The organism is Streptomyces sp. NPDC001714 (assembly GCF_042892755.1).
In the GTDB taxonomy this organism is placed as follows: domain Bacteria; phylum Actinomycetota; class Actinomycetes; order Streptomycetales; family Streptomycetaceae; genus Streptomyces.
In genome coordinates this window covers 776,020-801,525 of the sequence record NZ_JBIAUL010000002.1, presented here as the reverse complement: position 1 = coordinate 801,525, position 25,506 = coordinate 776,020, and the positions used below count along the sequence as shown (strand labels likewise).

Sequence of the window (25,506 nt, the reverse complement as noted above, 5' to 3'; positions counted from 1 at the left end):
AGGCGATTCATGGCCTTCTTCGCGATCTCCCGCACGGAGCCGTTGCGCTTGCTCTCGGCCACCGAACTGGCCGCCGAGCACGAACGGCTCGTGGCCGAGACCGCCCAGCTGCAGCAGGCCGTCACCTCGCACGCGGTCATCGACCAGGCCATCGGCGTCGTCGTGGCCTACGGCCGGATCCCGCCGGAGGAGGCCTGGCGGGTCCTGCGTGACGTCTCCCAGCGCACCAACACCAAGCTGCGCACGGTCGCCGAGCACATCCTGAGCCATGCGCAGGCCGAGGCCGTCCCGGACTTCGACCCGGCCGTGCTGCGGCGGGCGATCGGCCGGTACCGGGCCTGCGGGGACGCCGTTCGGACCCGTTGACCGCGCAGCACGCGGGGCTTGCGCCGACCCACGACATGTTGACTACAATTGACGACCGTGAAAAATACGACACATCGGGAGCTGGCTCCAGCGGGTGCCGAGCCTGAAGGGGTCCGTGCCGTCCACCGGTGCCGGGTCGAGTGGTCGGACACCGACGCCTCCGGGCACTACCACAACGCGGCGGTGGTGCGTTTCGTCGAGGCGGCCGAGGCCGCGCTGATGCGCGAGCGTGGTGTCGTCGGCTACTTCGGTGCCGCGCCGAGGGTGCGCTACGAGGTCGACTTCACCGCTCCGCTCTGGTTCCAGCAGGAGGTGACGACGGTCCTGACCGTCGAGCGCGTCGGCACCTCCTCGATGACGTTCGGGTTCGAGGTGTGGGGCGAGGAGCTCGACGGCCGTCCACGGCAACTCGCCGCGTCCGGCCGCTACACGGTCGTCCACGTGCCGCAGCGGGCGGACCGGGAGAGCGCTCCCTGGCCCGCCGAGTGGATCGCCGCCCTCACCCCGGCTTCCGCCGAGGAAGCCGCCTCAGGAGGGGACGGCTCCCGGCTGCCCTGACCGGCCCGCCGCGCTGTGCCGTCGCCGTTGCTACGCCGCGAGCGCGTGCCCGGGGTGCAGGACGACCTTGGTGTAGCCCTCGATCCGCTGGTCGAACTTCTCGTAGGCGGCCGGCGCCTCCTCCAGTGGCAGTTCGTGGGAGACCACGAAGCTGGGCTGGGCCCGCCCCGCGATGATCAGGTCACGCAACTGGCGGTTGTACTGCTTGACGTTGCACTGACCGGTGCCCATCTGCTGCCCCTTCTCGAACATCCGGCCGATGGACACCAGCAGCTGACCGTGCTTGGCGTGCTCGTCGGGTCCGCCCGGGTCGGACGGGACGTACAGGCCCGGTACGCCGAGCATGCCGGTCGGCCGTACCGTCTCGACGAGGGTGTTCAGGACGACGGCGGGTTCCTCGTGGCTCGCGTCGTGCGCCTGGGCCTGGTAGCCGACGGCGTCGACGCCCTTGTCCGTGCCCTCGCCTCTGGTCTGTTCCTTGATCTGCTCGGCCGGGTCGCCCTTGGTGAAGTCGATCGGTATCGCTCCGATCTGCTCGGCCTTGGCGAGCCGCTCGGGCACGCGGTCGACCGAGAACACCTTGGACGCACCCCGCAGCAGCGCGGAGTACGCGGCCATCAGCCCGACCGGGCCGGCTCCGAAGACGGCGACGCTCTCGCCCGGGGAGACCCGGGCCAGCTCACAGCCGTGATAGCCGGTCGGGAAGATGTCGGCGAGCAGTACGAAGTCGGTCTCGAACTCGTTGCCCGGCGGCAGCTTCAGGCAGTTGAAGTCGGCGAACGGTACGCGCAGGAGCTCGGCCTGGCCGCCCTTGTAGGGGCCCATGGCCACATAGCCGTAGGCGCCGCCGGCGAAGCCGGGATTCACCGTGAGGCAGAAGCCGGTCTTGCCGGCCAGACAGTTCTTGCAGAAGCCGCAGGCGACGTTGAAGGGCATGACCACCCGGTCGCCCTCGGACAGCGAGGTCACGCCGGAGCCGACCTCCTCGACGATGCCGAGGTTCTCGTGTCCGAAGACGATGCCCGCCTCGGCGGCCGTACGCCCCTCGTACATGTGCAGGTCCGATCCGCAGATGGCCGTCGACGTGACCCGTACCAGCACGTCGTTCGGGTGCTGTATCCGCGGATCGTCGACGTCCCTGACCGTGACACTGAAGGGCTTCTCGTAGACGACGGCTTTCACCAGGCTCACCTCCGCGTCGAACGCCGGGCTACGGCGGACCGCGCGGACCGAGGCCTGACCATGGTAGACGGCCGGGACGGAGCCCCCGGTCCGTGCCGCAACCCTGGGCGCTCTTGTTTCACCATCGGATACTTCCAGAGAACGCCGGTCGCGCGGACGCTGCAACCCCTGCCCCGGCTGCGCCCTCCTAGGGGGAAAGTGCCCGGCCCAGCGAGCCGACGACGTCTGCGGTGCGGTCGTCCGTAGGCTCGCCAACAGGGATGGGCGGCAAGGTGGTTGCACCAAGGGGGGCCTGATGGGAGTGGAGCTGGCACGGGCCGTGCGGCCCGTTGCGGAGTTGCTCGTCGAGAACTCCGTGCGCCACGGCGAGAAAATCGCCTTCGCCGATGACCGGCGGGCGGTGAGCTGGGCCGAGCTGGAGCGCAGGACCGGCCGGTTGGCGGCCGGGCTGGGAGTGGGCCGCACGGCCCGGGTGGCGTTCTGCCTGGGCGACGGCGTGGAGCTGGTCGAGGGGCTGCTCGCCACGGTGCGGGCCGGTGCGGTGGGGGTGCCGCTGAGTTCCCGCGCCACGGACGCCGAGCTCGCCGAGGTGCTGGCCGACTGCGCTCCGGCCGTGCTGGTCACCGACCGGCGCAACCTGCCACGGATCACGCGGCTGACGGCCGGGCAGGCCGTCCGGCTGCTCGTCACCGGCGAGGGACCGGTGCCCGCCGGGGCGCCCGCCGGGGTGACCGCCTGGGAGGCCTCGGCCGCACGACCGTCGTCCGCTCCCCCCGACGACCTGGGTCTGGACGAGCCTGCCTGGCTGCTCTACACGTCCGGGACCTCCGGTACCAGCAGGGCCGCGGTCTCCAGCCAGCGGTCCGCGCTGTGGTCCTCCGCCGCCTGCTATCTGCCCCGGCTCGGGCTGTCGGCGGCGGACCGCGTCCTGTGGCCGTTGCCGCTCTCGCATACGTACGCCCACTCGCTCTGCGTCCTCGGCACCACGATGGCCGGGGCGAGCGCCCGGATCACCGCGGCCCGGGAACCGGCGGCCCTGGTCCGGCTGGTCGACGAGTACGCGCCGACCGTCCTGGCCGGGGTGCCCCTCACCTACCGGCAGTTGCTGGACGCCGGGCTCGGTGCCGTGCCCTCGCTGCGGCTGTGCGTCACGGCCGGCGCGCCCAGCGACCCGGAGCTGCGGGAGGAGGCCGAGGCCCGGTTCGGTGCCCCGCTGCTGGACGGCTACGGCAGTACCGAGACCTGCGGCAAGATCGCCGTGGAGTCGCCCGCCGGGCCGCGGGTGCGCGGCAGCAGCGGGCTGCCGCTGCCCGGCATGGAGGTACGGATCGTCGCGGCGGAGGGTGCCGTCGGGGACGGTGAGATCTGGGTCCGCGGCCCCGGCGTGATGCTCGGCTACCACGACCGGCCCGAGGAGACCGCCGCCGCCCTGCGCGACGGCTGGTACCGCACGGGTGACCTGGGCCGGCTCGACGAGCACGGTTTCCTGACCGTCACCGGCCGGGCGGGCGACCGTATCGTGCGCGGCGGCGAGAACGTCGATCCGGCCGAGGTGGAGCGGGTGCTGTGCGCTCTGCCCGGGGTGCGGGACGCGGCCGTGGTGGGGCGGGCCCATCCGCTGCTCGGTGAGGTTCCGGTGGCGTTCGTGGTGCCGGACCGCCCGGGCCTCGATCCGGCGCCGTTGCTGCGCGCCTGCGCCGCGGTGCTCTCCGCGCACAAGGTGCCCGAGGAGGTGCTGCTGACCCCGGCGGTGCCGCGCACCTCCGGCGGCAAACCGCGCCGGGCCCTGCTGCGCCGGGCCCTCGCCGACCGTCCGGCCGATCCGGGGCTCGCCGAACTGGCCGGGCGGACGCCCGGTGAGCGGCGGGCCGCACTGGTCGACCTGGTGCGCACGGAGACGGCGGCGATCCGGGGGACGACCGCCGATCCGGGCACCGCGTTCGCCGATCTCGGCCTGACGTCGATGGACGCCATGACCCTGTGGCACCGGCTCGGCACCCGCACCGGGCTGCGACTGCCGGCGACGCTGGTGTGGGACCACCCGAACCCGGCCGCGGTCGCCGCCCACCTGGACGCGCTGCTGCACGGGACGGCCGGACCCGCACCGGACGGCACGGCCGAGCCCGCGCAGGACGGCACGGCCGGACCCGCACCGGACGGCACGGCCGGACCCGCACCGGACCGGGCGGCCGGGATCGAGCCGCCGCGCGGTCCGGAGGCCGAGGCCGTGGCGATCGTGGCGGCCGGCTGCCGTTTCCCGGGCGGCGTGAGCTCCCCCGCGGACCTGTGGCGTCTGGTGGCCGAAGGGCGCGACGCCACCGGCGAGTTCCCCGTCGACCGGGGCTGGGACCTCGCCTCCCTGCACCACCCCGACCCCGACCGGCCCGGGACGACGTACACCCGTCGCGGCGGGTTCCTCGACGGGGTCGCGGACTTCGACCCGCTGTTCTTCGGCATGTCGCCCCGCGAGGCACTGGCCACCGATCCCCAGCAGCGGCTGCTGCTCGAGGTCGCCTGGGAGACCTTCGAACGGGCCGGTGTCCCGGCGCCGGAGCTGCGCGGCAGCGACACCGGCGTGTTCGTCGGCCTGATGCACGCCGGCGGGTACGGCCGAGGAGGAGCGCCGCACGAGCTGGAGGCCCAGCTCGGCATCGGCTCGTCGCCGAGCGTCGCGTCCGGCCGGATCGCCTACGCCCTGGGGCTGCGCGGTCCTGCGCTGACCCTGGACACGGCGTGTTCGTCCTCGCTGGTGGCGCTGGACCTGGCGGCCCGGTCGCTGCGGGCCGGGGAGTGTTCGCTGGCGCTGGCGGGCGGGGTGACGGTGATGTCGAACCCGCAGCCGTTCGTCGTGTTCAGCCGGCTGCGCGGGCTGTCACCGGACGGGCGCTGCCGGTCGTTCGCGGCGGGCGCGGACGGCACCGCCTGGGCCGAGGGTGTCGGTCTGGTGCTGCTGGAGCGGCTGTCGGACGCCCGCCGCAACGGCCATCCGGTGCTGGCGGTGCTGCGCGGTTCCGCCGTCAACTCGGACGGCGCGTCCAACGGCCTGACCGCCCCCGACGGAGGGGCGCAGCGCGACCTGATCCGGCGGGCGCTGGCCGACGCGGGGCTGGACGGGGCCGGCGTCGACGCGGTCGAGGGGCACGGCACGGGCACCGCACTCGGCGACCCCATCGAGGCGGGCGCCCTGCTCGCGACCTACGGGCAGCGCCGCGACCCGGCCGACCCGGTCTGGCTGGGCTCGGTCAAGTCGAACCTGGGGCACACCCAGGCGGCGTCGGGGATGGCGGGCCTGATCAAGATGATCGAGGCGATGCGCCACGCCGAACTGCCCGCCTCGCTGTACGCGGAGCAGCCGTCGCCGCACGTCGACTGGTCCGGCGGTGCGGTACGGCTGCTCGACCGGGCCCGCCCGTGGCCGCGCCGCGACCGTCCGCGCCGGGCGGCGGTCTCGTCGTTCGGTATCGGCGGGACCAACGCCCACGTGATCATCGAAGAGCCGGCGGAGGTCGGTGCGCAGGGTGGGACGGCGGCCGGCACGGACCCGGCCACGCCGCCGGCCCGTCGGCTGCCGCTGATGCCCTGGCTGATCGGCGGGAACGACGAGGCGGGGCTGCGCGCGCATGCCGCGAGACTGGCGGCCGAACTGGCCGGCGTACGGGAGGACGCGGACGCCCTGGACGTCGCGTTCTCGCTGGCCACGTCCCGGGCGCCGCTGACCCACCGGGCGGCCGTCCTGGCCCCGGACGCCGAAGGCCTGCTCAGCGGCGTGCGCGCCCTGGCCGCCGGCGCCGACGGTCCGGCCGTGCTGCGGGGCACCGCGCGCCCGCACCCCAAGGTGGCCCTCCTCCTCCCCGGCCAGGGCGCCCAGCGCCCCGGGATGGGCCGCGACCTGCGGGCGGCCTTCCCCGCCTTCGACGCGGCGTTCACCGCTCTGTGCGAGGAGTTCACGCCGTGGCTGGACCGCCCCCTGCCGGCGGCGATCGACGACCCTGACCTGCTGGACCGTACCGACTACGCGCAACCCGCGCTGTTCGCCTATGCGGTGGCCCTGCACGCCCTCCTCGCCGACTTCGGCGTACGGCCGGACCGTCTGGTCGGGCACTCGGTCGGCGAACTGGCCGCCGCGCATGTCGCGGGGGTCTTCTCCCGTGCCGACGCGGTACGGCTGGTCGCCGCGCGCGGCCGGCTGATGGCGGCCCTGCCCGCCGGCGGCGCGATGATCGCGGTCCGCGCGCCGCTGGCCGAGGTGGCGCCCCTGCTCGACGGGGTTCCCGGGCGGGCCGTGGCGGTCGCGGCGGTCAACGGGCCGGAGTCGGTGGTGCTCTCCGGGCCCGAGGACGCGGTGACGGCGCTGGCCGCCGCCGTCGGACGGCCGCAGCACCGGCTGCGGGTCAGCCATGCTTTTCACTCGCCGCTCCTTGACCCGGTGCTGGCCGAGTACCGTGCGGTCGCCGAGGCGGTGACCTACCGGCGCCCGTCCGTACCGGTCGTGTCCACCCTCACCGGGCGCGCGGAGACGGACGCGCTCGCCACTCCCGGGCACTGGGTGCGGCAGGCGCGTGAGACGGTCCGGTTCGCCGACGCGGTGAGTCTGCTCGCCGAGGAGGGCGTCACGGCCTTCGTCGAGGCCGGGCCGGCCGCCGCGCTCGGCGTGGCGGCCGAGGAGTGCGTCGGGCCGGACGCGGGTGCGGTGTTCGCTTCGTGCGAGGACGCCCGGACGACGGTCGAGGCACTGGCCGCGCTCCATGTGCACGGGGTCGGGGTGGACTGGCGGTCGGTGTACGCGGAATCCGGTGCCCGGCGGCGCCCGCTGCCCACCCATCCCTTCCGGCGGCAGCGCTACTGGCTGGACACCGTCCGGCGGCCGCACGGATCCGGCCATCCCCTGCTGGGCGAACCCGTGCCCGATGCCGACGGGCCCGCGACCCGGCACACCGCCGTACTGTCCCTCGACCGCCATCCCTGGCTGGCCGACCATGTGATCGGCGGCCGGGTGGTGGTGCCCGCGACCGTCTTCGCCGAGCTGGCGGCCCGGGCCGACGGCTCCGCCGGGCCGGTCCGGCTGGCCGAACTCGCCCTGCACGCCCCGCTCGTCCTCGCTCCGGGGCAAGGGGCACAGGTGCAGGTGGTGGCCGGGGCGCCGGACGGGACGGGCGGGCGGCCGGTCACCGTCTGGGGCCGGCAGGCCGGCACCCCGGGGCCGTGGACCCGACACGCCACCGCGACCTGCGCCCCCGCCGAGGCACCACCCGCGGACACGCCCGGCCCGTGGCCACCGGTGGACGCGGAGCGGGTCGGCGTCGACTACGCACGCCTCGCCGGCCACGGCCATGGCTACGGGCCCGCCTTCCGCGCGGTGACCGCGCTGTGGCGCCGGGACGGCGAGACCTTCGCCGAACTGGCGCTGCCGCCCCAGGAAGCGGCGACCGCGCAGTCGTACGCCCTGCACCCTGCCCTGTTCGACGCGGCACTGCACGCCGCGCTGCTGGTCGAGGAGCCGGGAGAGCCGAGGGCGCCGGTCGCCTGCTCCGGGGTGACGGTGTACGCGGCCGGCGCCGCCGCGGCCCGCGCGGTCGTACGACGGCTCGGCCCGGACGAGTTCCGCGTCACCCTCACCGACGGGGCCGGACTGCCGCTGGCGACCGTGGAGTCCGTGGTCACCCGGGCGATCCCGGTCGCCGCCCGGCCGTCGGCCGAGACCTACCGTCTCGCTTGGCGGCCGGTGCCCGCGGCCGGCACCGCGAGCCCGGAGTACGCGTTGCTCGACGTGGCACGACTGGCCGCCGAACTGCCCCAGGACGCGCCCGTGCCCGACCGCGTGCGCGGGCTGCTCGACGCCGTGCTGGGGCGGGTGCGCGAGTGGACCGCCGGCGCACGGCCGGGCCGGCTGCTGGTGCTCACCGAGAACGCCACCGGAGACGACCCGGACCCGGCCGAGGCCGCCGTCGCCGGGCTCGTCCGCAGCGCCGGGTCGGAACATCCCGGCCGGATCGTGCTGGTCGACCGGCGGGGCACCGCGACGACGACGGCAGCCCTGGCGGCGGCGCTGCGCACCGGCGAGCCGGAACTCGCCCTGCGCGACGGGGTCGCCATGGCGCCCCGGCTGGCCCTCGCCGATCCGCCGGCCGCCGAGCCCGCCCGCCTGGATCCCGAGGGGACCGTGCTCGTGACCGGCGGCACCGGGGCGCTCGGGGCGAGTCTGGCCCGGTACCTGGTCGCCGAACGCGGGGTCCGGCGTCTGCTGCTGGCCGGCCGCGTGGGGAAGGTCCCGGACTGGGCGGGCGAACTGGCCGCCGACGTACGCGTGGTGGCCTGCGACGTGAGCGACCGGGCGTCCGTGGAGGCACTGGTCGCGGCCTGCCGACCGCCGCTCACCGCGGTCTTCCATCTGGCCGGGGTGGTGGACGACGGCGTGACCGACGCCATGACGCCCGCGCGGCTCGCGGCCGTGCTGGCGCCGAAGGCGGACGGTGCCTGGCATCTGCACGAGGCCACGAAGGACCTCGGCCTGGCCGCCTTCGTGCTCTACTCCTCGGCCGCGGGCGTACTCGGCAGGCCGGGGCAGTCGAACTACGCCGCCGCGAACGGGTTCCTCGACGCGCTCGCCCGGTACCGGGTGGCCCGCGGCCTGCCCGCGCAGTCGCTGGCATGGGGACCGTGGACCACGGCGGGTGCGGAGGGCATGGCCGGCCGGGTGGCACCGGACCGGCTGCGGGAAGGCGGTGTGCTGCCCGTCGACGAGCGGGAGGGCATCGCCCTCCTCGATGCCGCGCTGCGCCGCCCGGAACCGGTCCTGGTGCCGGTGCCGCTGGACCTGCGGGCCGCGGCGGAACCGGGCGCGTCATCCGTGCTCGCCGACCTGTTGCCGCGCAGCCCGGGCGCGGTCGACGCGGCACCCCCGGACGGCGCCGCGCGGACGCCCGGCTCCTGGCGGCAGCGGCTCGCCGCCGTGGCACCACCCGAACGCGCGCCCCTGCTGGCCGAGTTGATCCGCGCCGAGATCGCGGCGGTCCTGGGTTTCACGGACCCGTCCACCCTTCCCGTCGAACGCTCCTTCGCCGAGCTGGGCTTCGACTCCCTGTCCGCGGTACAGGTCCGCAACCGGCTCAGCGCGTTCATCCGGGTCCGCCTGTCACCGACCGTCGTTCTGGAGTACCCGACGCTGCCCGAGCTGACGGAACACGTCCACGGGGTGCTGCTCGACGCGGACGCCCTGCCGGGAACGGAGGCCGACGCGGGCGCGGCCGGCCGTGCCCGGCCGCCCAAGTGACCACCCAGGCTCGTTCGGATTGCCCGGAAGAGGAGTTCTCTGATGACGTCGCGAGACGAAAGGCCCGAGGAGTACGACCTGATCGTCGTCGGCGGCGGGCCGGCCGGGTCGACCGCCGCCACGGCCGTGGCCCGGCGCGGGCACCGGGTGCTGCTGCTGGAGCGGGAGGTCTTCCCCCGGTACCAGATCGGCGAGTCTCTGCTCCCCGCCACGGTCCACGGCCTGTGCCGCCTCCTCGGTGTCGCCGACGAGGTCGCGGCGGCCGGGTTCACCCTCAAGCGCGGCGGGACCCTGCGCTGGGGCCGGGACCCGGAGCCCTGGCAGTTCTCCTTCGCGACGACACCGCGGCTGCCGGAGCCGACCGCGACCGCGTTCCAGGTGGAGCGCTCCCGGTTCGACGAGATCCTGCTGCGCAACGCCGAACGCGTGGGCGCCGAGGTACGGGAGGGCAGTCCGGTACGCCGGGTGCTCACCGAGGGCGAGCGGGTGCGCGGTGTCGAGTACGCCGACCGGGACGGCAACCCGCGCACCGCGCACGCCCGGTTCGTCATCGACGCGTCCGGCAACACCAGCCGGCTGCACGGCCGGGTGGGCGGAGCACGGGTGTACTCGGACTTCTTCCGCAACCTCGCCGTGTTCGGCTACTACGCGGGCGGCCGCCGGCTGCCGGCGCCGAACGACGGCAACATCTTCTGCGCCGCGTTCGACGCCGGCTGGCTCTGGTACATCCCGCTGCGCGACGACCTGACCAGCGTCGGTGCCGTCATCTCGCCGGAGCACTACGCGGCCGTCCAGGACGACCCGCGTGCCGCGTGGCAGGACATGATCAAGGCCTGCCCCGAGGTCGGCGGCCTGCTGACGGACGTACCGGTCGCGACGGAGCCGCCGTACGACCGGGTCCGGGTGCGCAAGGACTACTCCTACTGGAAGACGTCCCTGTGGATCCCCGGCATGGCGCTGGTCGGCGACGCCGCCTGCTTCGTGGACCCGGTGCTCTCCTCGGGCGTCCATCTGGCCACCTACGGCGCCCTGCTGGCGGCCCGCGCGGTCAACGCGGCCCTGGACGGCACCGTGCCCGAGGAGCGGGGCTTCGCCGAGTTCGAGGCGCGCTACCGCCGGGAGTACGGGGTGTTCTACGAGTTCCTCGTCGCGTTCTACGACATGGAGCGCGACGAGGACTCGTACTTCTGGTCGGCGAAGAAGATCACCCGGGTGGACGTCGACGAGGCCGCCGCCTTCGCCGAGCTGGCCGGGGGCGTGGCGTCGGGTGACACCGGGGTTCCCGCCGCGGGCGGGCCCGGCGTCCGGTGGAGCACGTCGGCGGCCGAACTGGAGGGCGCGGTCGGCCGGTTGGCCGCTGCCGGCGATCTCACGAACCCCCTCCTGACCACCCGGGTCGTCACCGACACCTTCCGCACCGGCAACGACCTCCAGGAACAGGCCCTGTACGGCGCCCCGCTGGACGGCCCGGCCCCGTCGCCGTCCGGCCCCGGCCGGCTCGGGGTCACCGAGGACGGTCTGTCCTGGCTTCCGGCGTGACAGCGACGGACCGCCCCGCACCGGGACGGCAGCCGTCGAGCGGGCGGCCGCTCACCGGGCGAAGGGACGCGCCTCCGGGGCATGGGCCGACCGACCGTCCGCCTTCCCACCGCGCAGCCGGCGGTCGAAGAAGGAGGCCAGACAGGCCCGTTCGACGGAGATCGCGCGGGCCGGGGCGATGGTGCCGATGTTCTGCACGACCGTCGTCCGGGGCAGGCCCAGCCGACGGGCGATCCGCGGGATCATCGCCTCCTCGTCGGTGAACGTGGCGTGTTCGGCGCCGCGCAGGGTCAGGCCCTCGCGCGGGCCGCGGCTGTGCCGCCACAGGGAGTTCCAGGACGGGACCGTGCTCAGGTCGTTGCCGTCCTTGCCGATCAGCAGGAAGGGGCGGTCGAGGCCCTCGGCGGCGGCGGTGGAAAGGTGGCCGGGGTCGCCGTCGTTCTGGACGTAGGCGACGACGCCGTCCAGGTCGGCGCCGGCCCCGATGCGCCGGTCGTCGTGCATCGTCTGGAGGGCGGTGAAGCCTCCTGCCGAGTGGCCGAACATGCCGATGCGGTCCAGGTCCAGCGTGCCACGCAGTGCGCGGGGCAGCGCACGCGGCAGCTCGTCGAGCAGGAAGCGGGTGTCGGCCACCCGTACGTCGACCGTCTTCTTCAGGAGGGCCCTGATGCGCTTCTTGTCCGGGTAGGCCTTGTCGTACTCGGCGGGCAGCACGGTGCGTTCGACGCGGCCGCCGGGAAACTGGACGGCCGTGGCGTCGTAGGTGTGGTCGAGCATCACCACGACGTAGCCGCGGGAGGCGAGGTCGTCGCAGAGGGTGGTGCCGAGGGAGCGCGGGTCGCCGGTACCGGGTGAGTAGCAGACGACCGGGTACGGTCCGCGGTCCCGTTCGATCGGCGCGCCCGCGTGCGCGTGGGTACGGGTGGCCGCCCAGTCGACCTTGTCGGCGGGCACCCCGACAAGGTTGTTGACGGCCACGAAACCGGCGGCCTCCCCGGGGAGCATCTGCGGTGCCCTCGGGTGGCCGCCGACGTCCCGCGCCGGGTAGCGGACGCTGATCATCAGCTCCCGGTACGGCTGTGCGGTGATCCAGGGATCGGCGCGCGCGGTGTCGACGAGGCGCAGGGAGACCGTCCCCACCGGATACGGCCCGCCGGGCGTGGGCAGGGTCGGCCGCACCGGCCCCGCCGTGTGCGGCGCGGCCGACGCGGTGCGCGGTGAGACGGCGGACAGGGCGGTGGCGGCGACGGCCGACAGCAGAGCGGTACGGCGGGTGGGCAAGACAGGCCTCCTTGACTGCGCGGACCGCGCGTGTTCAGCGGCTCCGCTCAGCTTTGTCGACGCGCCGGACCGCCACCATCCGGCAAGCCTGTTGTCACCCCGGGGGGTTAGCCCTACGCCCGGCCTCGCCACCGGTAGGTGGCGTAGGAGCCCGCCGGTACGGTCGTGACGAAGCTCTGGCCGCCGACGGTGACCCGGACCTTGCTGTCGGTGCCGTTGCCGTTGCCGAGGACGGCGACGTAGCCGCCGTCGCGGGTGTGGTAGACCACGTTGCTGACGCCCTGTTCGGTGGCGCTGGACTCCAGGCGGACGTCACCGGGCGAGAGGTACTTCGCGAACTGGCCGAGCCCGTACAGCTCGTCGCGGACCGTGAAGTCCTTCGTCTCCGTGTCGACGGTGACGAGCCGGTCGGTCCACTTGGTGGTGGCGGCGACCTGGGCCCAGTCGATGTTGTTGTCCCGGGCGGGCGTCCAGTGCAGGGTGCCGCCGTCCTGGTCGGTGGTCTGGGCCCACAGGATGTAGGAACCGGCGTCCAGGCGGAAGTCGTCGAGGACGGTCGAGGGCGAGAGGTCGCTGGTCTCCGTGAGCTGGACGGGCTTGCCGAACTCCTCGTAGGCGTCGCGCATGACGGTCGGGTCGCCCCAGTAGGGGTGGAAGGCGATGGCGTCGGCCGCCTTGCGGACCTGTGCGCCGGTCACGGAGCCGTCGGGGGCGTCCTGGAAGATGCGGTGGTAGTTCTTGGTCGCCGTGCTGTTGGGGTCGCGCCAGTCCCAGAAGTTGAAGTCGTGCACGTAGAGCTGGGTGTCCAGGTGGGCGGCGCGCATCTCGCGCTTGATGGCGAGGGCCAGTTTCTGCTGCTGGGCGACGCTGATGTCCATGGCCGGGTAGACGACGTCCATGCCGGGCTCGTTCAGCAGGGTGAGGGCGTCGACGCGGATGCCGTGCCTGGCGTACGCCTGGACGAACTTGACGTAGTACCGGGCGAACACCTCGATGCAGTCGTCCCGCAACTTGCCGACCTGGTAGTAGTCCGTGCTGCTGCCGGGCTTGAGGGCGACCTCGCCGAGGAAGCGGTCGTTCGTCTTCATCCAGGCCGGAGCGCTCCACGCCGACGCGAAGAAGGTGGCGCGCGGGTTGTAGTGCTGGATGAGCTTGACGGTGTCGATGATGTGCAGGTCGATGTCCCGCTGCACGGAGAAGTGCTTCAGGCCGAAGTCCTCGGTGACGCCGGCGGGCAGGTCGTCCTCGGACCAGAACGGCAGGTGCTCGATGAGGTCGGGGCTGCCGATGGTCAGCCGGAACCGGTCGAGTCCCGCGCCGTGCTTCGGGTCGACGAGGAGCCGGACGGCTTTCGCGCGTTCGGCGGGGGTGAGCTTCCACAGGTTGGAGACGCTGGTCTCGTCGAGGGAGAAGCCGATGCCGGTGTACTTCTGCCGGAGGGCGCTCGGGTCGGCGACCACGGTGGCGTCGACGGCGCCGCCCGGGTCCGAGCCGGTCCTGACGATCGGCAGGGGCTGCCACGTCCGCGCGGCGCCGGTGGAGAAGGTGCCGGTCACGACCTGGCCGTGCCCGGTGCCGCCGGTCCCGGCTCGCCCGGGCTGCCCGGACGGACCCGCGGCGATGAGTGGCAGGGTCATGACAGCAACGGCCGCGACCGCGGTGATCGTACGTCTCACAGCAACTCCTCGAGTGGACGGCGACTAGCGATCCAAGCAATATCCGTGATGTTAAGTCAAGGTGTGAAGAAAGGGTTTCGCGAGGGGTGGTGCCGGCGCCCGGCAGGCTGCCGGGCGCCGGCGGGCCGTCAGCTCGGGGCCGGTGCCGGTACGGACCGGGTGAGGTGGCGGGCGAAGAAGCGGGCCGCGCTGTCCGCCTCGAACCTGGGGTGTTCCTTGTGCCGGCCCGCGTTGGCGTGCAAGGTCTTCTCCTCGGCGGCGAAGGCGTCGAACAGCGCGAGACCGGCCTCGCGCGGGATGTGTTCGTCGTCCCACTGCAGATGGAACTGGACCGGCACGGTGATCCGCCGTGCCGACGCGGCCAGGGCGTCGGGCCAGTGGAGGCCGAAGACGGCGGCGGTGATCCTCGGATCGGCCGCCGTCAGCGGCACCCCGATCGCGGTGGCCATGTTCAGGCCGTAGTAACCGACCGGTCCGTCGGCGCCGATCTCCGGAAGCGCCTGGAGGGCGTCCAGGGTCGCCTGCCACTCAGGCACGGCGCGCTCGGCGAGGTCTGCGTTGTAGCGGACGACGATCGGGCCTTCCGGCTCGCCCGCCTCGCGTGCCCGGTAGAGCGCGGCGATCTCCTGCTCGTCGTACGCCGTGCGTGGCCGGTCGCCGTGACCGGGCGCGTCGATGCAGGCGACGTGGAACCCGCAGCCGTGCACGATCCGGTGCGCGCGGCCCGGCATCGCAGGCCACTTCTTGTGGGTGCCGCCCCCGTGGCCCATCAGGACCAGGGGTGCGCGCCCGGAGACGGACGCGGGCGACCAGAGCACGCCGGGGATCCCGCTCACGGTGAAGTCGCGTTCGAGGACGCCGTTCGACGTCGTCTCGGCGGTGAACTGCACAGAATGCATAAGGTGTTGCCTTTCGGGAGGGCCTTGTCGTTGAGGCGCTCCCGGCGACACCTACGTCGATCGCCCGACCGTGACGGAGCGAGGGAGCACCCAAGCGGATACAGCGTTCATGGGTCTCACCTCCTCGTCCGACGTCACGGCGCCACGGACGTTACGCACCTGGGCCGCGCACGTCCACCGCATTTTCCCGACCCCCGTTCGTCCGTTCGTCCAAGGGGCGCCGATCTTTGTCCATGGACGGAGCAGTTGACGGCGGCCAGGGTCGGTGCATGGGTGAATCCGCGGTCGAGGACCGACACGTGCCGGTGCAGGGCCGGAGGCCGGTCGGGCTTGTCGCGCTGGCGCTGGGCGGGTTCGGCATCGGGCTGACCGAGTTCCTGATCGCCGGGCTGCTGCCACAGGTGGCGTCCGCCTTCTCGGTGTCGGAGGCGATCGCGGGCCGGCTGGTCTCCGGGTACGCGCTGAGTGTCGCCGTCGGCGCGATCGTGCTCACCGCGGCGACGGCGCGGCTGCCGCGCAAGCGGGTCCTGACCGGTCTGGTGGGGTTGTTCGTCGTCGGCAACCTGCTGTCCGCGGTCGCGCCCACCTACGGCGTACTCCTGCTCGGGCGCATCGTCGCCGCCCTCTGCCACGGCTCGTTCTTCGGCGTCGGCTCGCTCGTGGCCCGCAGCCTGGTCGCACCGGAGCGGAAGTCCCGCGCGGTGGCGGTCATGTTCGCGGGGCTGACCGTCGCGAACGTGCTGGGTGTGCCGTTCGGCGCGTTGGTCGGCGAGCGCTGGGGGTGGCGGGCGGCCTTCTGGGCGGTCACCGCGATCGGCGTGCTCGCGCTGGCCGGCATCGTCGCCCTCGTCCCTGCCGGGGCGGGCGCGGTACCCGGGGACGCGCCGGGCGCCGGTCTGCGGGACCAACTGCGCGCGTTCCGGTCCGCGCAGGTGTGGCTCACCCTCACCGCCACCGCGCTCGGCTACGGCGGGATGTTCGGGGCGTTCAGCTACCTCGCGTACACCTTCACCGAGGTCGGCGGGTTCTCCTCGGCGGATGTCGCCTGGCTGCTGATGGTGTACGGCGTCGGCCTGGTCGTCGGGAACGTGATCGGCGGTCGGGCGGCCGACCGGGACCGGGACCGCGCGCTGGTTCTGGCACTGCTCGGACTGACCGTCACCCTGGCCGTGTTCGGCCTGCTGGCCGACAGTGCCCCGGCGTCGGTGGTGCTGGTGTTCCTCATGGGGGTCACCGGGTTCGCCGCCGTACCCGGCATGATCACCCGCGTGACCGATGCCGCCGGGGGCGCGGCACTGGCCGCGAGCGCCAACGTGTCCGCGTCCAACGTCGGCAACGCCCTCGGCGCCTGGCTCGGCGGCCTGGCCATCACGGCGGGCCTCGGCTACGCGGCGCCGTTGTACACCGGCGCCGCGATCACCCTGGCGGCGCTGATCGTCATGGTCGTCACCGCGCGCCGGGCCGCGTCTTCCGCGGAGCGGACCGGTCGGGGATCCGTCAGGCGCCCAGGCGGTTGATGTCCTTGCCCCGAGCGGTGTCAGGCGGGCAGATGGCGGGCGAACCAGCCGCAGGCCAGGCGTGCGACGCGCTCCAGGGTGCCGGGCTCCTCGAACAGGTGCGTCGCGCCGGGGACGACCTCGAGCCGGGTCTCGCCCCGGATCTGCCGCGCCGCGGCCTGGTTGAGCCGCAGGACCTCCCGGTCCCGTTCGCCGACGATCAGGAGGGTCGGCCGGCGGACGGACGTCAGCGCCCCCTCGGCCAGATCCGGCCGCCCGCCCCGGCTGACGACGGCGCGGACCGCGTCCGGACGCGCGGCGGCGGCGACGAGGGCGGCCGCGGCGCCCGTGCTGGCGCCGAACAGCCCGCACCCCAGGCCCGCCGCGGGCTCGTACGCCCCGAGCCAGTCGGCGAGCTCGGTCAGGCGCGTGGCGAGCAGACCGATGTCGAAGCGGAGGGCTCCCGCCACCGCGTCGGTGTTCTCCTCCTCGCGGGTGAGCAGGTCGGCGAGCACGGTGCCGATCCCGACCGCGTTCAGTTCGCCGGCGACGAAGCGGTTGCGGGGACTGTGCCGGCTGCTGCCGCTGCCGTGCGCGAACAGCACGACCCCCTTGGCCGCCTCGGGGACGGCCACGTCCGCGTCGAGCCGCACCCCCGCGGCGGGTATCCGTACGCTCTCCATGACCGCGTTCACGGTCCCTCCTCACCTGCGGGTCTGCAGACCGGCCCGTGGTCCGGACCCCGCTCGGGTGATTCCCCCGACGGAAGCGGGTACCCGGCCGCCGTGCGAATGCGAACCAAACGCACCAAGCATGACTAAACGGTTCATACCCGCGCTGACAAGGGAGGAACAGATGAGCACGGTCAAGGAAACCGTGGACGTCGACGTCCCGATCCACACGGCCTACAACCAATGGACCCAGTTCGGGGACTTCCCGAGCTTCATGGAGGGCGTCGAGGAGGTCCGGCAGCTCGATGACCGGCACAATCACTGGACCACCAGCATCGGCGGGGTGCGACGCGAGTTCGACACCGAGATCGTCGACCAGCTGCCGGACGACCGGATCACCTGGCGGACCATCGAAGGCGACACCCGGCAGCGCGGGTCCGTCCGCTTCGAGCCCCTGGACCCGACCCACACCAGGGTCGAGCTCACGATGGACGTCGAGCCCTCCGGGCTGGCCGAGAAGGGCGCGGACGCACTGGGCATGATCGACCGGCGGGTCAAGGGCGACCTGCACCGGTTCAAGGACTTCATCGAGCAGCGCGGTGCCGAGAGCGGCGCCTGGCGCGGTCGCATCCGGCCCGGCGACCCCGGCGGCCTGCACTGACGCCGGCCGAGGGCGGCGGCACCCCCGGAAACCCCGGACCCGCGCGGCGGGCCCGGGGTTTCCCGTCGGTCACTACGCGCCGCCGCCCCCGCCGCCGAAGGATCCGCTGGAGCCGGGCTGCCAGCGCGGGCGGGCCTTGTCGGCACTGGGCCTGCTGGGCGCGTTCCCGAGCTGGTACGGGGTGAGACGCTCGCCGCCGTCGTCCGCCCGTGGCACCTCGTTCGGCTCGCGCATGCTCCGCTCCTCGCGCACCGGCCCGGAGTCGGGCAGCCTCGGCTGCTCCGCGCGCCGGGGCGGTGCCGACTCCCGCCGCCGCACCCCGATACCGAGGCGTACGGCGCCCATCAGCGCGGCCGTGACGAGCACACCGCAGACGACGATGACGACCATCCCCGCCACCGAGCCGGCGGCGGCCAGTTGCTCCAGTGCTGTGTCCATCGGCGCCGGGTACCCGCCACGCGGCATCGAATGCCCGGCAGCGAGGCGTGGCGGAGCCGGACCGCGGCGGGTCACCGGTAGCGTCGCCCGGAGCTGAGACATCCCACTCGCCCGCTATGCCGGTTTCGTCGTCGCGGGCGGCGGCCGGGGCCCGCGCGGGAGCCGGCGGTTTCCGCGTACGGCGGGCGTGGCACCCGCGAGGCGCTTCCCGCGCTCGGCACGGCTGAGGAGGACCATGAGCGAACTCTCGCAACGCGTCGGCGAAGAGCCCGCGCCTGCCGCGTCTCCCACGCCGCTGGGGCGCCGGCTGCTGGGCTGGGTCTCCACAACGGACCACAAGGTGATCGGCCGGCTGTACATGGTGACGGCGTTCTGCTTCTTCCTGTTCGCCGGGCTCCTGGCGCTGGGCATGCGGGCCGAACTGGCCCGTCCCGGGCTGCAGTTCCTCAGCGACCAGAGCTACAACCAGTTCGTCACCATCCACGGCACGATCATGATGCTGCTGTTCGCGACCCCGATGTTCGCCGGGTTCGCGAACGCGATCATGCCGCTGCAGATCGGCGCGCCCGACCTGGCGTTCCCGCGCCTCAACGCGCTGTCGTACTGGATGTACCTGTTCGGTGGGCTGGTCGTGGTCTCCGGGTTTCTGGTGCCCGGCGGGCCGGCGGCGTTCGGCTGGTTCGCCTACGCGCCGCTGAACAGCGCCTACTTCTCCCCCGGCGCGGGCGGTGACCTGTGGGCGATGGGGCTGGTGGTCTCGGGCGTGTCGACGACGCTGACCGCGGTGAACTTCATCGCCACCGTCATGTGCCTGCGCGCGCCGGGCATGACCATGTTCCGGATGCCGATGTTCACCTGGAACGTACTGTTCACGTCCATCCTGGTACTGCCCGCGTTCCCGGTGCTCACGGCCGCGCTGCTCGCCCTGGAGTCCGACCGGAAGTTCGGCTCGCACGTCTTCGACGCGCACAACGGCGGGGCGCTGCTGTGGCAGCACCTGTTCTGGTTCTTCGGGCATCCCGAGGTGTACATCGTGGCGCTGCCGTTCTTCGGCATCGTCTCCGAGATCATCCCCGTCTTCTCGCGCAAGCCGCTGTTCGGCTACCTGCCGATGATCGGGGCCACCACCTCCATCACGATGCTGTCCGCGGTCGTCTGGGCGCACCACATGTTCGCGACCGGGGCGGTGCTGCTGCCGTTCTTCTCGATCATGTCGTTCCTGATCGCCGTCCCGACCGGGATCAAGTTCTTCGCCTGGATCGGCACGATGCACCGGGGCTCGCTCTCCTTCGAGACGCCGATGCTCTGGTCGATGGGTTTCCTGGTGACCTTCCTGCTCGGCGGGCTGAGCGGGGTGCTCGTCGCGTCTCCCCCGCTGGACTTCCACGTCACCGACTCCTACTTCGTCGTGGCGCATCTGCACTACGTGCTCTTCGGGACGGTGGTCTTCGCGATGTTCGCCGGGTTCTACTTCTGGTGGCCCAAGTTCACCGGGAAGATGCTCGACGAGCGGCTCGGCAGGGTGCACTTCTGGCTGCTCTTCCCGGGTTTCCAGCTGACGTTCCTGGTGCAGCACTGGCTCGGTGCCGAGGGCATGCCCCGCCGGTACGCGAACTATCTGCCGGCGGACGGGTTCACCCTCCTCAACACCCTCTCGTCGGCGGGCGCGTTCCTGCTGGGCGTCTCCACGCTGCCGTTCCTCTACAACGTCTGGCGTACGGCCCAGAGAGGACGGCAGGTCGAGGAGGACGACCCGTGGGGGTTCGGGCGGGGCCTGGAGTGGGCGACGAGCTGCCCGCCGCCGCGGCACAACTTCGTGGCGCTGCCCCGGGTCCGGTCGGAGTCGCCGGCGTTCGACCTGCACCATCCGGAGATCGTGCGGCAGGCGGAGAAGGAGGGGCTGCGGTGAAGGCCGAGGCACTGCTCTTCGGCGGGGTGGCCGTCTTCTTCGGTGCCGCCGCCGCGCTCTACGGGGTGTGGTCGCGGGCCGACCCGACCGGGACGGCGGCGCTGATCGTCGCGTTCGGGATGGCCGCCCTGGTGTCGTTCTTCTGCGCGGTCAGCTACGTTCGGCACGGCCCGCGCCCGCAGGACCGTACGGAGGCGGAGGTGGCGGACGCGGCCGGTCCGGTGGAGTTCTTCCCGCCGCACAGCTCGTGGCCCATCGTCACGGCGCTCGGGTTCGCTCTCGCGGCGACCGGGGTGGTGTTCGGGCTGTGGCTGTTCCTCATCGGCTTCGGTGTTCTGGCTCGGGGTGTTGCCGGGCTGGTGTTCCAGTACGTGAACCGGGGGGTCGATCAGGACTGAGCGGCCGGCGTGGGGCGCCCGGCCGGAACGAGGTCACCGGGCGGTGGTCGCTCTCGTAGCCGCCGGCCAGGGTCTGCCGTACCTCGCCGGTCTCCTCGCCCTCGGTCAGCCGCTCCTGTTCCGCGTGCAGCAGGGCACGGCACAGCGCGCGGGTGAGGAGGAGGGCGAGGACCGGGGCCACGATCAGGGAGATACGGAAGATCCAGGTCAGGGCGTTCACGGAGATCCGGAAGGTCTGCGCCACGATGTCGTTGCCGCCGGCCAGCAGCAGCACGCCGTAGAAGGTGATCCCGGCGACGCCGAGCCCGGTGCGGACGGGCCGTTCGCGCGGGCGGTCGCACAGGTGCTGTTCCTGCCGCCACTCCCCGGTGAGCCGCTGCTCTACGAAGGGGTAGGCGTACAGCACGGCGAAGAGCAGCGCGGGCAGGACCACGGCGGGCAGCAGGACGTTCCACATGAGGGTGTGGCCGGCGAGGTTCGTCTCCCAGGGCGGCACGAGACGCAGCGAGCCTTCCAGGAAGCCGACGTACCAGTCCGGCTGGGAGCCGGTCGACACCTGGTCGGGGCGGTAGGGACCGTACTTCCACACCGGGTTGATCTGGGCGACCCCGGCCAGCACGACCAGCAGACCGGAGACGGCGAGGGACAGGCCGAGGGAGGAGGCCGTGAACCGCGGGTAGAGCGGCTTTCCGACGACGTTGGTGTTCTTGTGGCCGGGTCCGCGCCACTGGGTGTGCTTCAGGTAGAAGACCAGGATCAGGTGGACGGTGACCAGGGCGATCAGCGCGCCCGGCAGCAGCAGGATGTGCAGGCTGTACAGCCGGGGGACGATGTCGTGGCCGGGGAACTCGGAGCCGAACGCGAACATGCTCACGTACGTCCCCACCACGGGGATGGAGAGCATGATGCCCTGGGCGATCCGCAGTCCGGTGCCGGACAGGAGGTCGTCGGGCAGCGAGTAGCCGGCGAATCCCTCGGCGAGGGCGAGCACGAAGAGCGTGACGCCGATGGCCCAGTTCATCTCCCGGGGCCGCCGGAAGGCGCCGGTGAAGAAGATGCGCAGCAGGTGCACGCCGATCGCGGCGACGAAGACCAGCGCGGCCCAGTGGTGTGCCTGCCGCATCAGCAGGCCGCCGCGGACATCGAAGCTGATGTGCAGGGTGGAGTCGAAGGCTCCGGACACGGGCTGCCCGAGAAGGGGGACGTACGACCCCTGGTAGACGACGTCCTGCATCTCGGGCTTGAAGAAGAACGTCAGCCACACACCCGTGAGCACCAGGACGATCAGGCTGTAGAGGGCGATCTCGCCCAGCAGGAACGACCAGTGGTCGGGGAAGGACTTGCGCAGCAGCTGACCGGCCCCGTCGTGGACGGGCAGCCGGGCGTCGACCGCGTTCGCGAACCGCTCCCCCGCCGCCCCGTGCTCGGGATTCACCAAACGCCCTCCTCGCCTCACGCCATCCCTTGCCCGGGAGGCGCGAGGCGATTACCCAGCCGGTGTGAAACACTCGCGCGGCCGGGCCGCGGCACCCGATCGGCTGAGAGCGCGCGGCTCTCGTCCCAGGTGTCGGGCCGGGCCGCGCTGATGTCGCCGAGAGCGGACTCGTCGCGTTCGATCGCGAGGTCGCCGATGGCGACGATGCCCACCGGCTGGTCGCCGTCGACGACGGGACCCTCGTACCGAGTCCCTCCCCGACTGCCGCGGGTTCAGTGAGCCGGTAGCGAGTAGACGTGGAAGGCGCGTCCGATGACCGGCTGGGCCACGTTGCGTACGCGCACTCCCCCGCCGGTCATACCGTGTTCGGTGCCGGCGTGCGCGTGGCCGTGGACGGCGAGGTCGGCGCCCACGGTGTCGATGGCCTCGGCGAGCAGGTAGCTGCCGAGGAAGGGGTAGATCTCCGGGGGCTCGCCGGCCAGGGTGTCCGGGACGGGGGCGAAGTGGGTCAGGGCGATCCGTGCGTCGCACTCGTGCCGGCGCAGCTCTTCGAGGGCCGCGCGCAGACCGTCGGCGCGGTGGCGTGCGTACCGTACGAACTCCTTCATCACGGGTTCGCCGAACTCGCCCGCGCACCGGCCGACGAACCCGCCGCCGAACCCCTTGGTACCGGCCACGCCGATCCGCAGGCCCCGGTGGGTCACGAGGGTCGCCTCGCCCTCCAGGACGTGTGCTCCGGCGTCCCGCAGGATGGCCGTGACCTCGTCGGGGTGGTCGTCGTGATGGTCGTGGTTGCCGAGGACGGCGACGACCGGGACGCCCAGGTCCTTGATCTCGCGGGCGACCACCTGCGCCTCCTCGGGGGTGCCGTGCCGGGTGAGGTCACCGGCGAGCAGGAGGACGTCGGCGCAGCCCGGCAGGGTCTCGAAGGCCGGGCGGAGGGTGCCCTGGCTGTCGGGGCCCATGTGGATGTCGCCGACGGCCGCGACCCGGATCATGTCAGAACCTCCGGATGGTCCGGCGGGGCGGTCTCGGCGACGACGAGGTCACAGTGGACCGGTACACCCGCCAGTTCGTCGTTGACGAGGCGGCGGACGGCCTCACGGCAGCCGGCGGACGGGACCGTCCCGGTCAGCAGGACCGTCTCGCCCCGGATCTCGGCCCGCACCCCCAGCTCGCCGCACGGCCCGGCGGCGAGATGCTCGGCGACATGGGCCACCCGGTATTCGAGGTTCATCGCTGCTCCTGCGGGGGATCGATGACGTTCAGCCGCTCCAGGAGGAAGAGAAAGGCGGCGGGCATCGGCTCGTCCCCGCAGCGGCGCCGCACCTCCTCCCAGTCGACCTTCTCGCGCAGCGTGCGGGCCACCGGGAGGACGGCCCCGAAGTCGCAGTGGTGCTCGGAGAAGGCGGTGTTCAGGTTCACCACCAGGTCGGTCGCCGACAGGACCGGCATGTGCACGGATTCGACGGGGAGTTCCTCGGCGCGGGCCAGCAGGTCCACGGTGACCGGCTGGTGGGCCAGTTCGAAGATGATGTCGACGTCCTGGTCGAAGCAGGAGGTCTTCACCAGCCAGTCCTCCGGCGGGACGCGCACCGTCAGACCGGCCGCGCGCAGGGACCCGGCCACTGCCTCGGCGTCCTCGGGCAGCACGCAGAAGTCGGCGTCGTGCCGGAGTCTGCCGCTGCCGCCATGGGCGTAGACGGCGACGCTTCCGGCCAGCGCGAACTTGTGTCCGGCCCGCTTCAGGATGGCGCCGACCTGTTTGGCCGCCTCCAGAATGGCCTGGGTGCGGTCGGGCGGGAGCTGTTCCGGTGCGGCCGGCTCCGGCTCCGGGTCGGCCACCCGGAGGTCGGGGGCGACGCGCGCCGCGTCCTGTCCGTTTCTCATCGACGGCTCCCTTCGGACGACACGGCCGGCGTGGGCGGCTCGGGCGGCATGGGCGACTCGGGCGGGACGGGCGACATGCTCTACGCCGCCTGCCCGGCCGGCGCGGCGCGCAGGCAGCGCCACAGCTCCTCGGCGTACGGCACGACGACGCCGCAGACGACGGCCCCGGCGAGTGCCGCCAGGTACCTGGCCGGCAGGGGGTGCTCCTTGGGCAGCAGCCGCCAGTCCCGCGCACCCGGGCCGCCACGCAGGGTCGCGCGGACCTGGTCGTCGTGCAGGCAGGCGGTGAAGGCCAGCGCGGTGAGCGGCAGCACCTCCAGGAAGCTGTGGATGTGCTGCTCGATCGGCCGGACCTCGCGTTCGCCGACGGCCAGCGAGACGTCGTACACGGCCGTCGCGCCATGGGCGAGGGCGGCGCCGCCCATCACCGAGAGCACCAAGGGGTTGACCCGGGCGAGCAGGCCCATGAGTACCGGCACTCCGGCCTCGGTCATCATCAGGGCGTGGACCGCGGACTCCTTGGTGCCGCTGGTGTGCTCGATCCGGGTCCGCTTGTGCATCCACCAGTCGGCGAGGCCGGGCAGCACCCACAGCGGCAGGGCGCCGTACAGGAGGAACCGCCTGGCGGCGGCCTCCGCGTCGGTCGAGTGGAGCGGAATGCTCAGGTCGGCGGAGCGCCGCCAGTTCCGCCAGGCCTTCCGGGGCAGCACGCGCAGTGCCATGGACACCTCCGTGGTCGGTCTGTCGATGACCCGCCTCCCCGGTACCCCTCCTGGTCCGGGCAACACGCCGTGCACAACCCACCGGCCACCGGGTACTCGGCAGGTCACCCCAGTCACCCAGGCGGATCAGGAGAGACGATGGCGGGCTTCGGATACTTCCTCTCGTGCGAGGAGCACAGCCCCGCGGCACTGGTCGAGCAGGCGCGGATGGCCGAGCAGGCCGGTTTTGAATCGCTGTGGATCTCGGACCACTACCACCCCTGGCACGACGGGCAGGGCCAGAGCCCGTTCGTGTGGTCGGTGATCGGCGCCCTCTCCCAGGCGGTCTCGCTGCCCGTGGAGACGGCCGTGACCTGCCCGCTGGTCCGCACCCACCCCGCCGTGATCGCCCAGGCGGCCGCGACCGCCGCCGTGCAGCTGGACGGGCGGTTCCGGCTGGGGGTGGGTACCGGTGAGGCGCTGAACGAGCACATCCTCGGCACGGTCTGGCCCGAAGCGCCGATGCGGCTGGAGATGCTGGAGGAGGCCCTCCAGATCATCCGCCGGCTCTTCACCGGGAAGCAGGTCAGCCACCGCGGCAGGCACTACACCGTGGAGAACGCCCGCCTGTACACCGTGCCGGACGAGCCGGTGCCCATCGACGTGTCGGCGTTCGGCCCGCACGCCGCCGAGGTCGCGGCGCGGATCGGGGACGGGCTGATCACGATGATGCCCGAGGAGTCCGTGGTGGAGCGGTTCCGGCGCGGGGGCGGCGGCACCAAGCCGGTGTACGGCGGGATGAAGGTGTGCTGGGGCACCGACCGGCAGGAGGCGGTGCGCACCGCGCACCGGCTGTGGGCCAACGAGCAGCTGCCCGGCGAGCTCCCGCAGGTCCTGCCGACCCCGCGCCACTTCGAGCAGGCCATGGAACTGGTCACCGAGGATCAGGTGGCCGGGTCGGTGCCGTGCGGCGACGATCCGGACGACCACGTCAAGGCCGTGTCCGCGTTCGTCGACGCCGGGTTCGACACCGTCTACGTCAACCAGATCGGCCCTGACCAGCAGGGCTTCTTCGACTTCTACCGCACCAAGGTCCTGCCGCGGCTGCGGGACTGACCGCGTGAGGTGGTGGACGC

The 25,506-nt window shown here is 73.0% G+C and carries 20 protein-coding genes and 1 pseudogene; 9 read left to right on the top strand and 12 right to left on the bottom strand.

Features of this window, described 5'->3' with window-relative positions:
• Positions 1 to 9 precede the first annotated feature (9 nt).
• The gene (locus ACFY0P_RS08115; protein ID WP_388908567.1) at positions 10 to 366 is read left to right on the top strand and encodes an ANTAR domain-containing protein; all 357 of its coding nucleotides are present in this window, start codon (positions 10 to 12) and stop codon (positions 364 to 366) included.
• 57 nt (positions 367 to 423) lie between these two features.
• A complete protein-coding gene (locus ACFY0P_RS08110; protein ID WP_388908565.1) occupies positions 424 to 924 on the top strand; it encodes an acyl-CoA thioesterase in 501 nt (166 codons plus the stop codon).
• 30 nt (positions 925 to 954) lie between these two features.
• On the opposite strand, the gene ACFY0P_RS08105 is transcribed toward ACFY0P_RS08110, so the two are convergent.
• On the bottom strand, positions 955 to 2,106 hold the full coding sequence (locus ACFY0P_RS08105) for a glutathione-independent formaldehyde dehydrogenase (protein WP_388908564.1): 1,152 nt from the start codon (positions 2,104 to 2,106) through the stop codon (positions 955 to 957).
• A gap of 295 nt (positions 2,107 to 2,401) precedes the next feature.
• Between ACFY0P_RS08105 and ACFY0P_RS08100 the strand changes: the two genes are divergently transcribed.
• Entirely contained in the window at positions 2,402 to 9,376 is a 6,975-nt protein-coding gene (locus ACFY0P_RS08100; RefSeq protein ID WP_388908562.1) for an SDR family NAD(P)-dependent oxidoreductase, read from the top strand.
• A gap of 42 nt (positions 9,377 to 9,418) precedes the next feature.
• Positions 9,419 to 10,915 (top strand): tryptophan 7-halogenase, encoded by a 1,497-nt coding sequence (locus tag ACFY0P_RS08095; protein ID WP_388908560.1) that lies wholly within the window; start codon positions 9,419 to 9,421, stop codon positions 10,913 to 10,915.
• A gap of 51 nt (positions 10,916 to 10,966) precedes the next feature.
• Here the strand turns inward: ACFY0P_RS08095 and ACFY0P_RS08090 are convergent, their stop codons facing one another.
• The 3 genes from ACFY0P_RS08090 to ACFY0P_RS08080 all read right to left on the bottom strand — a co-directional run bounded on the left by ACFY0P_RS08090 (position 10,967) and on the right by ACFY0P_RS08080 (position 14,771).
• Positions 10,967 to 12,196 carry an alpha/beta hydrolase family protein gene (locus ACFY0P_RS08090; RefSeq protein WP_388908558.1) on the bottom strand — a complete coding sequence of 410 codons (1,230 nt, stop codon included), beginning with the start codon at positions 12,194 to 12,196 and terminating at the stop codon, positions 10,967 to 10,969.
• Between the two features lie 113 nt (positions 12,197 to 12,309).
• Complete coding sequence (locus tag ACFY0P_RS08085) at positions 12,310 to 13,872, bottom strand: glycoside hydrolase family 30 beta sandwich domain-containing protein (protein WP_388908556.1); 1,563 nt, start codon at positions 13,870 to 13,872, stop codon at positions 12,310 to 12,312.
• A 128-nt stretch (positions 13,873 to 14,000) separates the two neighbouring features.
• Positions 14,001 to 14,771, bottom strand: coding sequence for a dienelactone hydrolase family protein (locus ACFY0P_RS08080; RefSeq protein WP_388908555.1), 771 nt, complete (start codon positions 14,769 to 14,771; stop codon positions 14,001 to 14,003).
• A 269-nt stretch (positions 14,772 to 15,040) separates the two neighbouring features.
• Between ACFY0P_RS08080 and ACFY0P_RS08075 the strand changes: the two genes are divergently transcribed.
• A complete protein-coding gene (locus ACFY0P_RS08075; protein ID WP_388908553.1) occupies positions 15,041 to 16,288 on the top strand; it encodes an MFS transporter in 1,248 nt (415 codons plus the stop codon).
• 20 nt (positions 16,289 to 16,308) lie between these two features.
• On the opposite strand, the gene ACFY0P_RS08070 is transcribed toward ACFY0P_RS08075, so the two are convergent.
• The gene (locus ACFY0P_RS08070) at positions 16,309 to 16,950 is read right to left on the bottom strand and encodes a dienelactone hydrolase family protein (protein WP_388908858.1); all 642 of its coding nucleotides are present in this window, start codon (positions 16,948 to 16,950) and stop codon (positions 16,309 to 16,311) included.
• Between the two features lie 172 nt (positions 16,951 to 17,122).
• Here ACFY0P_RS08070 and ACFY0P_RS08065 point away from each other — a divergent pair, with 172 nt between their 5' ends.
• Positions 17,123 to 17,599, top strand: a complete 477-nt coding sequence (locus tag ACFY0P_RS08065) for an SRPBCC family protein (RefSeq protein ID WP_388908551.1) — start codon at positions 17,123 to 17,125, stop codon at positions 17,597 to 17,599.
• Positions 17,600 to 17,671: 72 nt separating this feature from the next.
• Here the strand turns inward: ACFY0P_RS08065 and ACFY0P_RS08060 are convergent, their stop codons facing one another.
• Complete coding sequence (locus tag ACFY0P_RS08060) at positions 17,672 to 18,037, bottom strand: DUF6479 family protein (RefSeq protein WP_388908549.1); 366 nt, start codon at positions 18,035 to 18,037, stop codon at positions 17,672 to 17,674.
• 235 nt (positions 18,038 to 18,272) lie between these two features.
• Between ACFY0P_RS08060 and ctaD the strand changes: the two genes are divergently transcribed.
• Positions 18,273 to 19,946, top strand: a complete 1,674-nt coding sequence (gene ctaD / locus ACFY0P_RS08055) for a cytochrome c oxidase subunit I (RefSeq protein WP_388908547.1) — start codon at positions 18,273 to 18,275, stop codon at positions 19,944 to 19,946.
• Positions 19,943 to 20,344, top strand: a complete 402-nt coding sequence (locus ACFY0P_RS08050) for a cytochrome c oxidase subunit 4 (RefSeq protein ID WP_388908545.1) — start codon at positions 19,943 to 19,945, stop codon at positions 20,342 to 20,344. Before ctaD ends, ACFY0P_RS08050 begins: the two co-directional genes overlap by 4 nt.
• Here the strand turns inward: ACFY0P_RS08050 and ACFY0P_RS08045 are convergent.
• The 6 genes and pseudogenes from ACFY0P_RS08045 to ACFY0P_RS08020 all read right to left on the bottom strand — a co-directional run bounded on the left by ACFY0P_RS08045 (position 20,265) and on the right by ACFY0P_RS08020 (position 24,391).
• On the bottom strand, positions 20,265 to 21,779 hold the full coding sequence (locus ACFY0P_RS08045) for a cytochrome bc complex cytochrome b subunit (RefSeq protein ID WP_388908543.1): 1,515 nt from the start codon (positions 21,777 to 21,779) through the stop codon (positions 20,265 to 20,267). The two genes, ACFY0P_RS08050 and ACFY0P_RS08045, sit on opposite strands and share 80 nt — an antisense overlap.
• A 128-nt stretch (positions 21,780 to 21,907) precedes the next feature.
• Positions 21,908 to 22,015 (bottom strand): annotated as a pseudogene (locus ACFY0P_RS08040) (CBS domain-containing protein); the annotation flags it as partial.
• Positions 22,016 to 22,051: 36 nt separating this feature from the next.
• The gene (locus ACFY0P_RS08035; protein ID WP_388908541.1) at positions 22,052 to 22,777 is read right to left on the bottom strand and encodes a metallophosphoesterase; all 726 of its coding nucleotides are present in this window, start codon (positions 22,775 to 22,777) and stop codon (positions 22,052 to 22,054) included.
• Positions 22,774 to 23,016, bottom strand: a complete 243-nt coding sequence (locus tag ACFY0P_RS08030; RefSeq protein ID WP_388908540.1) for a BON domain-containing protein — start codon at positions 23,014 to 23,016, stop codon at positions 22,774 to 22,776. Before ACFY0P_RS08030 ends, ACFY0P_RS08035 begins: the two co-directional genes overlap by 4 nt.
• Positions 23,013 to 23,669 carry a hypothetical protein gene (locus ACFY0P_RS08025; protein ID WP_388908538.1) on the bottom strand — a complete coding sequence of 219 codons (657 nt, stop codon included), beginning with the start codon at positions 23,667 to 23,669 and terminating at the stop codon, positions 23,013 to 23,015. Before ACFY0P_RS08025 ends, ACFY0P_RS08030 begins: the two co-directional genes overlap by 4 nt.
• A gap of 80 nt (positions 23,670 to 23,749) precedes the next feature.
• Positions 23,750 to 24,391, bottom strand: a complete 642-nt coding sequence (locus ACFY0P_RS08020) for a diguanylate cyclase (RefSeq protein ID WP_388908537.1) — start codon at positions 24,389 to 24,391, stop codon at positions 23,750 to 23,752.
• A 138-nt stretch (positions 24,392 to 24,529) separates the two neighbouring features.
• Between ACFY0P_RS08020 and ACFY0P_RS08015 the strand changes: the two genes are divergently transcribed.
• Positions 24,530 to 25,486, top strand: a complete 957-nt coding sequence (locus ACFY0P_RS08015) for a TIGR03557 family F420-dependent LLM class oxidoreductase (protein ID WP_388908535.1) — start codon at positions 24,530 to 24,532, stop codon at positions 25,484 to 25,486.
• Positions 25,487 to 25,506: the final 20 nt, after the last annotated feature.

Excerpts from the sequence above, each read along its gene's own strand:
- ACFY0P_RS08025 (WP_388908538.1), bottom strand. The coding sequence starts at position 23,669 with ATGAGAAACGGACAGGACGCGGCGCGCGTCGCCCCCGACCTCCGGGTG.
- ACFY0P_RS08035 (WP_388908541.1), bottom strand. The coding sequence starts at position 22,777 with ATGATCCGGGTCGCGGCCGTCGGCGACATCCACATGGGCCCCGACAGC.
- ACFY0P_RS08060 (WP_388908549.1), bottom strand. The coding sequence starts at position 18,037 with ATGGACACAGCACTGGAGCAACTGGCCGCCGCCGGCTCGGTGGCGGGG.
- ACFY0P_RS08070 (WP_388908858.1), bottom strand. The coding sequence starts at position 16,950 with ATGGAGAGCGTACGGATACCCGCCGCGGGGGTGCGGCTCGACGCGGAC.
- ACFY0P_RS08100 (WP_388908562.1), top strand. The coding sequence starts at position 2,402 with ATGGGAGTGGAGCTGGCACGGGCCGTGCGGCCCGTTGCGGAGTTGCTC.
- ACFY0P_RS08030 (WP_388908540.1), bottom strand. The coding sequence starts at position 23,016 with ATGAACCTCGAATACCGGGTGGCCCATGTCGCCGAGCATCTCGCCGCC.
- ACFY0P_RS08115 (WP_388908567.1), top strand. The coding sequence starts at position 10 with ATGGCCTTCTTCGCGATCTCCCGCACGGAGCCGTTGCGCTTGCTCTCG.
- ACFY0P_RS08095 (WP_388908560.1), top strand. The coding sequence starts at position 9,419 with ATGACGTCGCGAGACGAAAGGCCCGAGGAGTACGACCTGATCGTCGTC.
- ACFY0P_RS08080 (WP_388908555.1), bottom strand. The coding sequence starts at position 14,771 with ATGCATTCTGTGCAGTTCACCGCCGAGACGACGTCGAACGGCGTCCTC.
- ctaD (WP_388908547.1), top strand. The coding sequence starts at position 18,273 with ATGAGCGAACTCTCGCAACGCGTCGGCGAAGAGCCCGCGCCTGCCGCG.
- ACFY0P_RS08065 (WP_388908551.1), top strand. The coding sequence starts at position 17,123 with ATGAGCACGGTCAAGGAAACCGTGGACGTCGACGTCCCGATCCACACG.
- ACFY0P_RS08075 (WP_388908553.1), top strand. The coding sequence starts at position 15,041 with ATGGGTGAATCCGCGGTCGAGGACCGACACGTGCCGGTGCAGGGCCGG.
- ACFY0P_RS08015 (WP_388908535.1), top strand. The coding sequence starts at position 24,530 with ATGGCGGGCTTCGGATACTTCCTCTCGTGCGAGGAGCACAGCCCCGCG.
- ACFY0P_RS08020 (WP_388908537.1), bottom strand. The coding sequence starts at position 24,391 with ATGGCACTGCGCGTGCTGCCCCGGAAGGCCTGGCGGAACTGGCGGCGC.